Annotated in this window: 13 protein-coding genes; 3 read left to right on the plus strand and 10 right to left on the minus strand. The window is 61.2% G+C overall.

Translation table 11 applies throughout. From position 1 onward, the window contains the following. Window positions 1–99 precede the first annotated feature (99 nt). The 5 genes from thrC to xerD all read right to left on the minus strand — a co-directional run bounded on the left by thrC (window position 100) and on the right by xerD (window position 5,696). The gene (thrC, locus tag A6D6_RS05535) at window positions 100–1,194 is read right to left on the minus strand and encodes a threonine synthase (RefSeq protein WP_133490538.1); all 1,095 of its coding nucleotides are present in this window, start codon (window positions 1,192–1,194) and stop codon (window positions 100–102) included. A gap of 89 nt (window positions 1,195–1,283) precedes the next feature. Further along, a complete protein-coding gene (locus A6D6_RS05540) occupies window positions 1,284–2,585 on the minus strand; it encodes a homoserine dehydrogenase (RefSeq protein WP_133490537.1) in 1,302 nt (433 codons plus the stop codon). A gap of 59 nt (window positions 2,586–2,644) precedes the next feature. Then, a complete protein-coding gene (alaC, locus tag A6D6_RS05545) occupies window positions 2,645–3,838 on the minus strand; it encodes an alanine transaminase (protein WP_133490536.1) in 1,194 nt (397 codons plus the stop codon). A gap of 144 nt (window positions 3,839–3,982) precedes the next feature. Continuing rightward, the gene (locus A6D6_RS05550; protein ID WP_133490535.1) at window positions 3,983–4,720 is read right to left on the minus strand and encodes a thioredoxin fold domain-containing protein; all 738 of its coding nucleotides are present in this window, start codon (window positions 4,718–4,720) and stop codon (window positions 3,983–3,985) included. A gap of 64 nt (window positions 4,721–4,784) precedes the next feature. Next, window positions 4,785–5,696 carry a site-specific tyrosine recombinase XerD gene (xerD, locus tag A6D6_RS05555; RefSeq protein ID WP_133490534.1) on the minus strand — a complete coding sequence of 304 codons (912 nt, stop codon included), beginning with the start codon at window positions 5,694–5,696 and terminating at the stop codon, window positions 4,785–4,787. A gap of 255 nt (window positions 5,697–5,951) precedes the next feature. On the opposite strand from xerD, the gene A6D6_RS05560 reads away from it, so the two are divergent. Then, window positions 5,952–6,212, plus strand: a complete 261-nt coding sequence (locus A6D6_RS05560; RefSeq protein WP_022995502.1) for a GlsB/YeaQ/YmgE family stress response membrane protein — start codon at window positions 5,952–5,954, stop codon at window positions 6,210–6,212. 159 nt (window positions 6,213–6,371) lie between these two features. Here the strand turns inward: A6D6_RS05560 and rplS are convergent, their stop codons facing one another. The 5 genes from rplS to ffh all read right to left on the minus strand — a co-directional run bounded on the left by rplS (window position 6,372) and on the right by ffh (window position 10,088). After that, on the minus strand, window positions 6,372–6,728 hold the full coding sequence (gene rplS / locus A6D6_RS05565) for a 50S ribosomal protein L19 (RefSeq protein WP_133490533.1): 357 nt from the start codon (window positions 6,726–6,728) through the stop codon (window positions 6,372–6,374). Between the two features lie 15 nt (window positions 6,729–6,743). Beyond that, window positions 6,744–7,514 carry a tRNA (guanosine(37)-N1)-methyltransferase TrmD gene (gene trmD / locus A6D6_RS05570; RefSeq protein ID WP_133490532.1) on the minus strand — a complete coding sequence of 257 codons (771 nt, stop codon included), beginning with the start codon at window positions 7,512–7,514 and terminating at the stop codon, window positions 6,744–6,746. Window positions 7,515–7,547: 33 nt separating this feature from the next. Further along, a complete protein-coding gene (gene rimM, locus A6D6_RS05575; protein WP_133490531.1) occupies window positions 7,548–8,078 on the minus strand; it encodes a ribosome maturation factor RimM in 531 nt (176 codons plus the stop codon). A 26-nt stretch (window positions 8,079–8,104) separates the two neighbouring features. Beyond that, the gene (rpsP, locus tag A6D6_RS05580) at window positions 8,105–8,359 is read right to left on the minus strand and encodes a 30S ribosomal protein S16 (RefSeq protein ID WP_014993775.1); all 255 of its coding nucleotides are present in this window, start codon (window positions 8,357–8,359) and stop codon (window positions 8,105–8,107) included. A gap of 298 nt (window positions 8,360–8,657) precedes the next feature. Next, complete coding sequence (gene ffh, locus A6D6_RS05585; RefSeq protein ID WP_133490530.1) at window positions 8,658–10,088, minus strand: signal recognition particle protein; 1,431 nt, start codon at window positions 10,086–10,088, stop codon at window positions 8,658–8,660. Window positions 10,089–10,243: 155 nt separating this feature from the next. Between ffh and A6D6_RS05590 the strand changes: the two genes are divergently transcribed. After that, on the plus strand, window positions 10,244–11,053 hold the full coding sequence (locus A6D6_RS05590; protein WP_236563999.1) for a cytochrome C assembly family protein: 810 nt from the start codon (window positions 10,244–10,246) through the stop codon (window positions 11,051–11,053). 126 nt (window positions 11,054–11,179) lie between these two features. Continuing rightward, on the plus strand, window positions 11,180–12,421 hold the full coding sequence (locus tag A6D6_RS05595) for an HlyC/CorC family transporter (RefSeq protein WP_370450512.1): 1,242 nt from the start codon (window positions 11,180–11,182) through the stop codon (window positions 12,419–12,421). The last annotated feature ends 138 nt before the right edge of the window (window positions 12,422–12,559 follow it).

Raw genomic sequence — 12,559 nt, forward strand, 5'->3', positions numbered from 1 at the left:
GTAAGGTCACGTCAGGCGCGTCTTGCCGGGCCGCGTGAAGGCCCCGGAAAACACAGTGAAAATCGGCGAAGGCCCTGCCCTCGCCGATTCAGGAGAAAGTTACAGATTATCCAGAATGGCTTTTTTCACCGCGTCCAGTTCGGCGTCGATAGTGACCATACGGGCACCAGAGGACAATTCCTGCTGACACTGCGCGATGGCGGTATCCGGATCCTTGAGCCCGTTACCGGTCAGGGTGCAGACGATGGTGCTGCCTTCAGCGATCTTGCCGGCTTTGATGTCACGCATGGCGCCACCAATGGAGGCGGCGGACGCCGGTTCGCAGAAGACCCCTTCTTTTTGCGCCAGCAGTTTCTGCGCGGCGAGGATTTCCTCATCAGTCAGTTCGTCGAACCAGCCTTCGGAGTCCTTCTGCGCGGTCCAGGCTTTGTCCCAGGACTGCGGGTTGCCGATGCGGATGGCGGTGGCCACGGTTTCCGGGTTTTCCACTGCCGCGCCACGCAGGAACGGCGCCGCGCCCGTGGCCTGGTAGCCGACCATGCGCGGTACGCTGCCGGCGATACCGGCTTTGTGGTATTCGCTGTAGCCCATCCAGTAGGCGGAAATATTGCCCGCGTTGCCCACTGGCAGACAGTGATAATCCGGTGCGCGACCCAGCTCCTCGACGATTTCGAAAGCGGCGGTTTTCTGACCCTGCAGACGGAACGGGTTCACCGAGTTGACGATGGTGACCGGCGCTTTCTCGGCCACCTGCTTGACCAGTTCCATGCCCTGGTCGAAGTTGCCGCGGATCTGCATGATCATTGCGCCGTACATCATAGCCTGGGCCAGCTTGCCCATGGCGATCTTGCCTTCCGGAATCAATACGAACGCGGAAATGCCGGCCCGCGCGGCATACGCCGCCGCCGCCGCCGAGGTATTGCCGGTGGAGGCACAGATAATGGCGTTGCTGCCCTCTTCCACCGCCTTGGTCACCGCCATGGTCATGCCGCGATCCTTGAACGACCCGGTGGGGTTCAGACCTTCGTACTTGACGTAGATATCCACGTCCTTGCCGAGCAGGCGCGGGATATTCTTGAGCCGGATCAGCGGGGTGTTGCCTTCGCCCAGGCTGATGATCGGCGTGTCGTCATTCACCGGCAGGTGGTCGCGGTAACGGTTGATCAGGCCTGTGTAGCGGTCACGGAATGGCATGGTTGCTCTCTCTTTGTTTCACTAGCACGCAACACGCTTGCACGCATCACGCTGTAGCCGGCGGGCAGCAGTCCGCCGGCATTGTTCATTCAGGCGTCCAGGGTCTCGACGCGAATACGCATTATATCGTTATCCACGGTGTCCAGGGCAGCGATTCGCTTGAGTGCTTCGTTCATGTCACCCTCGCGCACCCGGTGAGTCAGGATAACGATGGGCACCAACCCTTCGTCCACTTCCTTCTGCACCATGGCCTCGATACTGATGTTGTTGTCGCTGAGAATGCGGGTCACGTCCGCCAGCACGCCGGCTTTGTCCTGGACGTGCAGCCGCAAGTAGTAACCACAGGAGATATCCTCGATGGTCAACACCGGTTCGTCGGACATCTGATCGGCATGGAAGCCCAGATAAGGTACCCGTTCGTGGTGATCCACGGTCAGTTCACGGCCCAGCTCGATGATGTCCGCCACCACCGCCGAGGCGGTGGGTTCGGCGCCGGCGCCGGCGCCATAGTAAAGGGTCGGGCCGACCGCGTCGCCGTCGATCATGACCGCGTTCATCACCCCATTGACCCCCGCCAGCATCACTTCCTGCGGGATCAGAGTGGGATGCACACGCAGCTCAATACCGCTGCCGGTGTCTTTGGCGATCCCCAAATGTTTAATGCGATAACCGAACTGGGCGGCACTATTGACGTCCTCGATGGTGATGCGGCTGATGCCCTCCATATAGACCTTGGAGAACTGCAACGGGATGCCGAACGCAACGGAGGCGAGGATCGTCAGTTTGTGAGCGGCGTCCACCCCTTCCACGTCGAAAGTGGGGTCCGCTTCCGCGTAGCCCAGCGCCTGGGCCTCCGCCAACACTTCGTCGAAACCACGGGCCCCCTGCTCCATCTCGGTGAGAATATAGTTACCGGTGCCATTGATAATGCCCGCCACCCAATTGATATGGTTGGCCGCCAAACCTTCGCCCAGTGCTTTGAGAATCGGAATACCGCCCGCCACGGACGCCTCGAAGGCCACATCCACGCCATGCTCCTGGGCAGCCTGGAAGATCTCATTACCGTGCTCGGCGATCAGCGCTTTGTTGGCGGTGACGATATGCTTGCCATTGCCGATGGCGGTGAGCACCAATTCGCGGGCGACGTCGGTGCCGCCGATCAATTCCACCAGGATATCCACGTCCGGGTCGTTGGCGACCTCGAACACATCCCGGGACACCCGGATACCGGTAATGTCGCAGGCGGGATTTTCACGCCGCGCACCAATGTGAGCGATCTCAATGGGCTGCCCCACGCGCCGGGCAATCTCGCCTGCATTGCGCTTGAGTACATTGACGGTGCCTGAGCCCACCGTGCCCAGGCCAGCGATCCCAACCTTAATCGACTTCACTTGGTCCTCTCCAGAATAGATGTAATCCAGGGTGCGCGTAGTGCACCGGGCCGACGATGTCAGCCCGTTATCAGCCCGTCGGCGCGGAACATCTTCTTGATGCCCCGCAGCGCCTGGCGGGTACGTTGCTCGTTTTCAATCAGGGCGAACCGCACATGGTCGTCGCCGTATTCGCCGAAACCGACGCCTGGAGAGACCGCCACGCCGGCCTCCGACAGCAGCTTCTTGGAGAATTCCAGCGATCCCAGCGCCCGGTAGGGTTCCGGAATACGGGCCCATACGAACATGGTGGCGCGGGGCTTTTCCACCGTCCAGCCCAGGTCATTGAGGCCATCGCAGAGCACGTCGCGGCGTTTCAGGTACAGATCGCGGATCTCGGAGACACAGCTCTGGTCGCCTTCCAGAGCGGCGATAGCAGCCACCTGGATCGGCGTGAAGGTGCCGTAATCCAGATAGGACTTGATGCGCGCCAGAGCGTGAATCAGCTCCTTGTTGCCGCAGCAGAAGCCGACCCGCCAGCCCGGCATATTGTAACTTTTGGACAGTGAGAAGAATTCCACCGCCACCTCGCGGGCGCCTTCCACCTGCAGGATCGACGGTGCCTCATAGCCGTCAAAAACGATGTCGGCATAGGCGATATCGTGCACCACCCAGATACCGTACTCCCGGGCGATCGCCACCACTTTCTCGAAGAAATCCAGCTCCACGCACTGGCCGGTGGGATTGCCGGGAAAATTCAGCACCAGCATCTTCGGCTTTGGCCAGGCCTCCTTGATCGCCCGCACCAGTTCCTCGAAGAAATCCACCCCCGGCACCAGCGGCACATGACGGATATCCGCGTTGGCGATGACAAAGCCATAGGGGTGGATCGGGTAGCTGGGATTGGGCACCATCACCGTGTCCCCGGGCCCCATGGTGGCCAGCGCCAGATGCGACAGTCCTTCCTTGGAGCCGATGGTGACGATGGCCTCGGATTCCGGGTCCAGCGCCACATTGTAGCGGCGCTGGTACCAGTCGGTGATGGCCTTGCGCAAACGGGGAATGCCACGGGACTGGGAGTAACGGTGGGTATCGCCACGCTGCACGGTTTCCACCAGCTTTTCCACGATGTGCGGCGGGGTCGGCTGGTCCGGATTGCCCATGCCGAAATCGATGATGTCCTCACCCCGCGCTCGCGCCGCTTTCTTCAGCTCTCCAACGATATTGAAGACATAAGGCGGCAAACGGCGAATACGCTGAAAATCGGCTTCCACGGCTGAATCCTTCAAAAAAGATGGCGCGGTCCGGGGCCGTACCGAAACAGGCACGTCACGGGCCGTGGCGGGGTTACTGGAAGCCGGACACATTAACGGCGCCAGGAGGCGCCGTCAATGTATCCCGGGGGCAGGAAAGCCCGCTTAAAGCTGCAGTCGCTGCAGCATTTGCGCCGGAGTCAGATAACCGCCCAGTTGGGTGCCTTCGGCGGTGTAGATCGCCGGCGTGCCGCGTACCCCGAACTCCACGCCCAGGGCGTATTCGTCGTTCACCTGGCCGGCACAGCTGCCGAGTGCATTTTCGACGATCTTGTCCTTCAGCTTGGCGTCGGTAAGGGCGGCGGCGCGGTCCTTGGCACACCAGATGTGGCGCATGTCCTCGGCCGCCTCGGACGCCGGCCCGCCGCGCGGGAAGGCCAGATAATGCACGGTGATTCCGGCCTCGTTGTACTCTTCGATGTGCTCGTGCATCTTGCGGCAGAAGCCACAGGTAATGTCGGTAAAAGCGTAGATTTCCGCCTTCTGATCATCGGCGGCATAGGTGATCATGCGTTTGCTGTCGACCTTGGCCAGGCCGGCCTTGCGCACCTTCTCGAGGCGCTCTTCCCCGAGATTCACCGGCTTGCCGTCCCGCAGCTCAAGCACATCACCGGTAAATACGAAACGGCCATCGCCGCTGGTATAGACCCACTGGCTTCCACCGCCGCCCTTGAGTTCCACCCGGGCCATGCCCTGCACTGGCGCCGGCTCGACTTTGCTGATCGTAAACTGGGGCAAGGTGCCGGCGAAGCTCTTCCTGATCGCCTTCTCATCCACCCCCGAATCCGCCACCGCCAGGGTGGCCGCGACCAATCCCAGGGCCGCCATCATTATCCTTTTCATGACATTCTCCAATGGTACGCCGCCCCCTGCGGCGACTATCGTTATTTGAGTGGCAACGGACGCCTCAAGTTCCCGCCCGGGGATGATGTTGCTCATAAAGCGTCTGTAACCGCTGCTGCGCCACATGGGTATAGATCTGCGTGGTGGACAAATCACTGTGCCCCAATAACAACTGCACCACCCGCAGGTCCGCCCCATGGTTGAGCAAATGTGTCGCGAACGCATGGCGCAGTGTATGGGGTGACAACGCCTTTTGCACCCCCGCGCTGATCGCGATCTGCTTGATCCGGTACCAGAATGCCTGGCGCGTCATCGGCTCCCCGCGCCGGCTCGGGAACACCACATCCTGATCCGGGTGAATCAGCAGGGGTCTGGCCTCCCGCAGATAACGCGACAGCCAGTACAATGCTTCCTCTCCCAGAGGCACCAGACGCTCCTTGTCCCCTTTTCCCACCACTCGCACCAAACCCTGGCGCTGATTGACCTGCCCCAGGGTCAGGCCAACCAGCTCCGACACCCTCAGGCCACAGGCGTACAGTACCTCGAGCATGGCTCGATCGCGCAGCCCCAGCGGATCGTCCAGGTCTGGCGCCGCCAGCAGCGCTTCCACATCGGCCTCGCTGAGACTCTTTGGCAGAGCCCTGCCGGTTTTCGGGCGCGCCACGTTCAAAGTGGGGTCCTCGTCGATGCGCCCTTCCCGTTTCAACCAGCGGAAAAAACTCTTCAACGCGGAAAGCTGTCGGGCCACGGACCGCGCGCCCAACCCCTGTTCATGGCGGTGAGCCAGGAACTGCAACAGCTGGTAACGCTGACACCGTTCCAGCGCGGTATGCTCTTCCCGGCCCAGCCACTCGCCGAACTGGCGCAGGTCCCGTCCATAGCTCTCCAGGGTATTGCGGCTCAGACCCCGTTCCAGCCATTGATTGTCGAGCCAGGCGTCCACTATCCGCTGTTGGGATTCGGGTAATGCATTCATGGTGTGTTTTTTCATTCCGGAATTCTGTCCGCCGGAATCGCTGCCGGCAAGCCTGTTCGCTGCCAAGGCAGCCTCCCACGGAAAGTCACGGGAGCCACTGTGGGAAGCTGCCTTGGCAGCGAATACAGCGGGAATTCACGCCTCCAAGACCAACGGACTTAGTATGGCCAGGGTTTTACTATTTATTACCAGGGCCGCGCCCTCATACGGGGCATACTCGAAGGGCTTTGAGTTACCAGAGGTAAGGAGTGCCCTATGGAAATTCTTTCGTGGATCGTACTGGGTCTGATCGCCGGAGTGATCGCAAAATGGATCATGCCGGGCAAGGATCCGGGCGGCTTCATTATTACCATTCTGATTGGTATCGCCGGTGCTTTCGTCGGCGGCTGGCTCGGTTCCCTGGTGGGAATCGGCGCGGGAGCGGCATCAAATTCGTTATCGATTGGCAGCATCATCACCGCCATCGTCGGCGCATTAGTGCTGTTGTTCCTGTACCGGTTACTAGCCAAACGCTAACCCTCCGCCGCAAAATAAAAAGGCCGCCCCGTCCGTTGGAGGGGGCGGCCTTTTTGTTTGTGCCCGGTGGGAGCATCCTTGCTCGGCCAGAGGTCGCTTCCGAATGCCCTACAGCAAAGGCTGAAGCGACAGTAGCTCGCAACCGGAGCGCATCGCGTATTACCGGATTTTTTCCTTGATACGCGCGGATTTACCGGAACGCTCACGCAGGTAGTACAGTTTGGCGCGACGAACATCACCGCGACGGATGACTTCGATGGAATCGACCAGCGGGCTGTGCAGCTGGAATACTCGCTCCACACCCACGCCGTGGGATACTTTACGGACAGTGAAATTGGAGTTCAGGCCACGATTGCGACGCGCAATCACCACGCCCTGGAACGCCTGCAGACGCTCACGGGTGCCTTCCTTCACTTTTACTTGCACGGTGACGGTGTCACCGGGACCGAACACCGGCACGTCGCTTTTCAGCTGTGCCTGTTCGATTTCCTGAATCAGGGGTTTCTTGCCGCTCATGGCGTGCTCCTTGGTTCATTGATCGCTGTATTGCTGCTCGTACTCCTCAATGTATTCATTGAGAAGCCGCTCTTCTTCCTCGCTCCAGCCGCTCTCGCGGCGGGCTTCGAGCAAGTCGGGACGCCACCGCCAGGTGCGCCCCAGTGCCTGCTTCAAACGCCAGCGACGAATCCTCTCGTGATCGCCGCTACGCAAGACTTCAGGCACCACCCGACCCTGGTATTCCTCGGGCCGCGTATAGTGCGGGCAGTCCAGCAGGTTTTCCAATTCACCGGAAAACGAATCCTGGGCCGCCGAATCCTCGTGCCCCAACACACCCGGTAACAGGCGTGCCACGGCATCCACCAGTACCAGCGCTGGCAGTTCGCCACCGCTGAGTACGTAATCACCGATGGATACCTGCTCATCCACCCATGACTCAATAAAGCGCTCATCGACCCCTTCATAGCGGCCGGCGACCAGGATCAAGGCCGGCTCGGCAGCCAGCTCCTGGGCCTTGCGCTGGGTCAGTGGCCGACCCTGTGGTGAAAGATAGATCACCCGCGCCGGCCCCACTCGCTCCCGGGCCGCGCTCAGCGCGCGCTCCAGAGGCTCCACTTTCATCACCATGCCCGGTCCGCCGCCGAAGGGGCGGTCGTCCACGGTGCGGTGGCGATCATCGGTGAAATCCCGGGGATTGACCGCTTCCAGACTCAGCCGGTCATTCTCGATGGCCCGCCGAGTCACGCCAAAGCCGGTCACCAGCCCGGTCATTTCCGGGAACAGCGTCATCAGCGCGATTCGCATTGAGCGCCTCCCTGTCCGCGATCCGCCGCGGTTCTAGAACTCCGGGTCCCAGTCCACGCGAATCTCACCACGCTCCAGGGCAACGTCGACAATCACGTCGTCCGGCACCCAGGGCAGCAGCCGTTCGCGGCGGTCCAGGCTGTCGGTATCGCCGATCACCACCAGTACATCATTGGCGCCGGTCTCCATCAGCCGATCCACCCGGCCCAGATCACGGCCGTCCGGCAGTATCACCCGCAGACCGATCAGATCCCGCCAGTAGTACTCACCTTCTCCGGAACGGGGCAGCAGGGATTCCGCCACGGCGATTTCCCGACCGACCAGCTCCCGCGCGGCCTGCTCGCGGTCACCGATACCGTCAATGGCGACGACCAGACCCTTGCCTTGGGGCCGGGCGCCGACCAGCTTCACTTCTTCCCAATCCCGGCCTTTGCTCAGATACCAGGGCTGGTACTCGAAGATGTTTTCCATGGGATCCGTATGGGAATAGACCTTTACCCAGCCTTTGATGCCGTGCACCGCCATTATGCGGCCCACCACCACCTTGTCCGATTGGGATCCCATGGATTCAGATCAGAGAGTCAGGATGCTCAAGCGCTCTCGCTCTTGCGCGCTTCCTTGACCAGGGTCTTGACCCGGTCGGACAGCTGGGCGCCTTTCTGAACCCACTGGTCCACGGCTTCCAGGTCCACTTTCAGACGGATTTCACCGCCACGGGCGATCGGGTTGAAGTACCCCAGGCGCTCGATGAAGCGGCCGTCACGGGCATTGCGGCTGTCGGTGGCAATGATTTGATAGAAAGGGCGTTTCTTGGAGCCACCACGGGCGAGACGAATAACCAGCATGTTTCAGTCCTGTTCAATCCGGTGTCCCGGCCGAGCGCTCATCGCCCGGCCATCGTATCCGCTTGAAATTCCCCCCGGAATGGGCCGGAGGGCGCGAAGGGCGCAGATTTTACGCGGGGTTGGAGGGGAAGGCAAGAACAGAGCCAGACAAAACGCGGCGCGGTTAGCAATACGCTGATTCGCTGCCAAGGCAGCTTCCCACGGACCGAACCACGAAGCCGCTGTGGGAAGTGCCTTGGCAACGAATCAGCGTGTCGGATTTGTATGGGACAGCCGTGATCCGGAGACCATCGACGTGTTACATCGGCGGCAAGCCGCCTCCGCCGCCCATGCCCCCGGGAGGCATGCCACCCGGCGGCATTCCGCCGCCGGGGCCACCCTGCCCGCCCATCATGCCTTCCAGGCCACGCATCATGTTCTTCATGCCACCCTTGGTGCGCATCTTCTTCATCATCTTCGCCATCATCTTCTGCTGCTTCATCAGGCGATTGAGGTCCTGGATCTCCAGCCCGGCGCCGGTGGCGATGCGTTTCTTGCGGGACCCCTTGATCAGATCCGGGTTGCGGCGCTCCTTGGGCGTCATGGAGTCGATCAGCGCTTCCATGTGCTTCATGTTCTTGAGCGCCGCCGGATCCTGCGCCGCCTGCATCATATTGCCCATGCCCGGCAGCTTGTCCAACAGACCGGCCATGCCACCCATATTGCGCATTTGCTGGAACTGGTCCTTGAGATCCTCGAAGTCCATCGCCTTGCCTTTCTTGAACTTCTTGGCGATCTTCTCGGCTTTCTTCTTGTCCAGCTTGCGCTCGGCCTCTTCCACCAGGGACAGCACGTCGCCCATGCCGAGAATCCGGCTGGCGATCCGGTCCGGGTGGAACGGTTCCAGGGCATCGGTCTTCTCCCCCATGCCGATGAACTTGATCGGCTTGCCGGTGAGATGACGCACCGACAGCGCCGCCCCTCCGCGGGAGTCACCGTCGGCCTTGGTCAGGATCACCCCGGTGAGCGGCAGTGCCGCATTGAACGCCTGGGCGGTGTTGGCGGCGTCCTGACCGGTCATGGCGTCCACCACGAACAGCGTTTCCGCCGGTTCGATGGCGGCGTGCAGCCGCTTGATCTCCGCCATCATGTCGTCGTCCACGTGCAGACGACCGGCGGTATCGACGATCAACACGTCCATATAGCGGCGGCGGGCCTCGGCCAGGGCGGCATTGGCGATATCCACCGGGTCCTGATCACCGGTAGAGGGGAAGAAGTGGGTCTCCACCTCCCCGGCCAGGGTTTTCAGCTGCTCGATCGCCGCCGGACGGTAGACGTCGGCGGACACCACCATGACCTTTTTCTTTTCGCGTTCCTGAAGGAAGCGCGCCAGCTTGGCCACGGAGGTGGTTTTACCGGCCCCCTGCAAGCCGGCCATCAGGATGATGGCCGGCGGCTTGGTGGCCAGATCAAGGGCGTCGTTGGCGTCGCCCATGGTGTGGACCAACTCGTCATTGACGATCTTCACGAACGCCTGGCCGGGGTTCAGGCTTTGCAGGACTTCCTGCCCCAACGCCTTCTCTTTGACCTGTTCGACGAATTCCTTGACCACCGGCAGCGCCACGTCGGCTTCCAGCAGGGCCTTGCGTACCTCGCGCAACGTATCGCGAATATTGTCCTCATTGAGCTGCCCCTGACCGGCCAGGTTCTTCAGCGACTGGCCCAGGCGCTCGGTGAGATTCTCGAACATGATCATCAACCTCCTGAATCGGGTGGCCGCTCTCCAGCCCGGAAAACGGCGACAGGGCGCGATTATAGGGCAGGCACCCCACCGCCGTCATGGCGAACGCTTCAAAAGCCGGGGCAGCTGTGCCAGACTTCGGCGGCTTTTCCCGGAAAACCACCATGGAACCTATGACTCCTGCCCTGGCCTTCGGCTTACCCGCCACCGCCCTGTACGTGTTGGCGTCCATACTGGTGTACCGCCAGTTCCGGGGGCAAGCCTCGCCTTCAAAAATGGCCATCCTGGTGCCGGGCGGCCTGGCGGTGATCGCCCATGCGCTGACCCTGTACGCTCAGATGATCACCCCGAGTGGCCTGCTGCTGGGCCTGTTCCCCGTGGCCTCGGCGGTGGCGCTGGTGGGCGCCGCCCTGGTGGTGCTGTCCAGCCTGTTCAGGCCGTTTCAGTGGGTCAGCGCCTTGGTGTTTCCGTTCGCCGCCGCCACCATCCCGGCGGCGCTGTGGCTGCATACCGGCTATGTGGCCCATCCGCTGGAACACGGCATCGGCATGCACGTACTGCTGTCTATCGTCGCCTATGCGGTGCTGGCGCTTTCCGCCTGCCAGGCGGTGCTGCTGTGGATCCAGCACCGCCAGCTCAAGGATGGCCACATCCGCGGCGTGATGCGGTTGTTCCCGCCGATCCAGATGATGGAGTCGATGCTGTTCGACGCCCTGTGGCTGGGCGAATGCCTGCTGACCCTGGCGATCCTGTTCGGTTTCCTCTACGTGGATGACCTGTTCGCCCAGCATCTGGTCCATAAAACCGTTCTGACCCTGGTGTCCTGGGTGATTTTCGCCGTGTTGCTGTTTGGCCGTCATCTGCGTGGCTGGCGTGGCCTCACCGCGGTACGCTTCACCCTGGTGGGCTTCGCCGTGCTGCTGGTGGCCTTCTTTGGCACGCAGCTGGTACTGGAAGTGATCCTGCGGCGCTGATCCCGGCGGCGCGGTTAGGGCCTGTTCACCCTAGTGCTTGACACCCCGGAACCCGGCACCGAACAATAGCGAGCCAAACAGCAACCAAACGACCGTCTCTTGGCCAGCATCCCGGATGGGTGGTTATTGACCACCCTGATCATTCTGATCCTCTTTTCCGCTTTCTTCTCCAGCAGTGAAACCGGCATGGTGGCGATTAACCGCTACCGGCTGCGTCACCTTTCCCGGCAAGGCCACAGCGGCGCCGGACGGGTGGAAAAACTGCTGCGGCGTACCGACCGGCTGTTGTCGGTGATCCTGATTGGCAACAACTTCGTCAACAACTTCGCCGCCACGGTGGCGGCGATCCTGGCGATCCGCTGGCTGGGCGACTCCGGCGCGGCGGTGGCGCCGGTGGTGATCACTCTGGTGATGCTGGTCTTCGCCGAAATCACGCCGAAGACCTACGCCGCACTGAAACCGGAACGGGTGGCCTTCCCCGCCAGCGTTGTGTTGCAACCACTGCAATGGCTGCTGGCGCCACTGGTGTGGCTGGTTAACGGCGTCAGCGGCCTGTTCCTGCGTCTGTTCGGGGTACGCGCCGACAACGCCGAGGAGGATCACCTCAGCCCCGAGGAACTGCGCACCGTGGTCAATGAGGCCGGTGGCCTGATTCCGGAAAAGCACCAGAAGATGCTGCTGAACATCCTTGATCTGGAAAGTGTCACCGTCGAGGACATCATGATTCCGCGCAACGAAATGGTCGGTATCGATCTGGACGATGACATGAACGACATCCTCAACACATTGCGCACCAGCCAACATACCCGGCTGCCGGTCTACCGCGGCGACCCCAACAACATGTTGGGTGTGCTGCACCTGCGCAAACTGAGCCGTTTGCTGCTCAAGGAAGAAATCAACAAAGCGGAACTGATGCAGTACACGGTGGAGCCCTACTTCGTGCCCGAGGGCACCTCGCTGAACCGCCAGTTGATCCAGTTCCAGAATGCCAAGCGTCGCATCGGCATTGTCGTGGATGAATATGGTGACGTGATGGGACTGGTGACCCTGGAAGATATCCTTGAAGAGATCGTCGGCGAATTCACTTCCGACCAGGCCGCCACCACCAATCCGGACATCCTGCCCCAGGAAGACGGCAGTTTCGTCATCGACGGCTCCGCCAACCTGCGCGACATCAACCGGGCACTGCACTGGGACATGCCTATCCTCGGACCACGCACTCTCAACGGCCTGATCCTGGAACACCTGCAGTCGATTCCCGACGCCAACATTTCATTGCGGGTGGAGGACTACCTGATTGAAATCCTGCAGGTAAAGGACAATATGGTTAAGGCGGCGAGAGTCAGGAAAAAGGCAGTGGACAGTTGAAGTGGAAACAAGGGGTTTGAACTGCTGTGGGAAGCTTGCTTGCAAGCGAATATTGCTAAACGCCTGAGCGAACCCCATTCGCTTGCAAGCAAGCTTCCCACAGCGGCTAAAGATGACCTCTTTTGTTTTTCCTTTCGC

Source organism: Alcanivorax xiamenensis, assembly GCF_009846745.1.
Lineage (GTDB): Bacteria > Pseudomonadota > Gammaproteobacteria > Pseudomonadales > Alcanivoracaceae > Alloalcanivorax > Alloalcanivorax xiamenensis.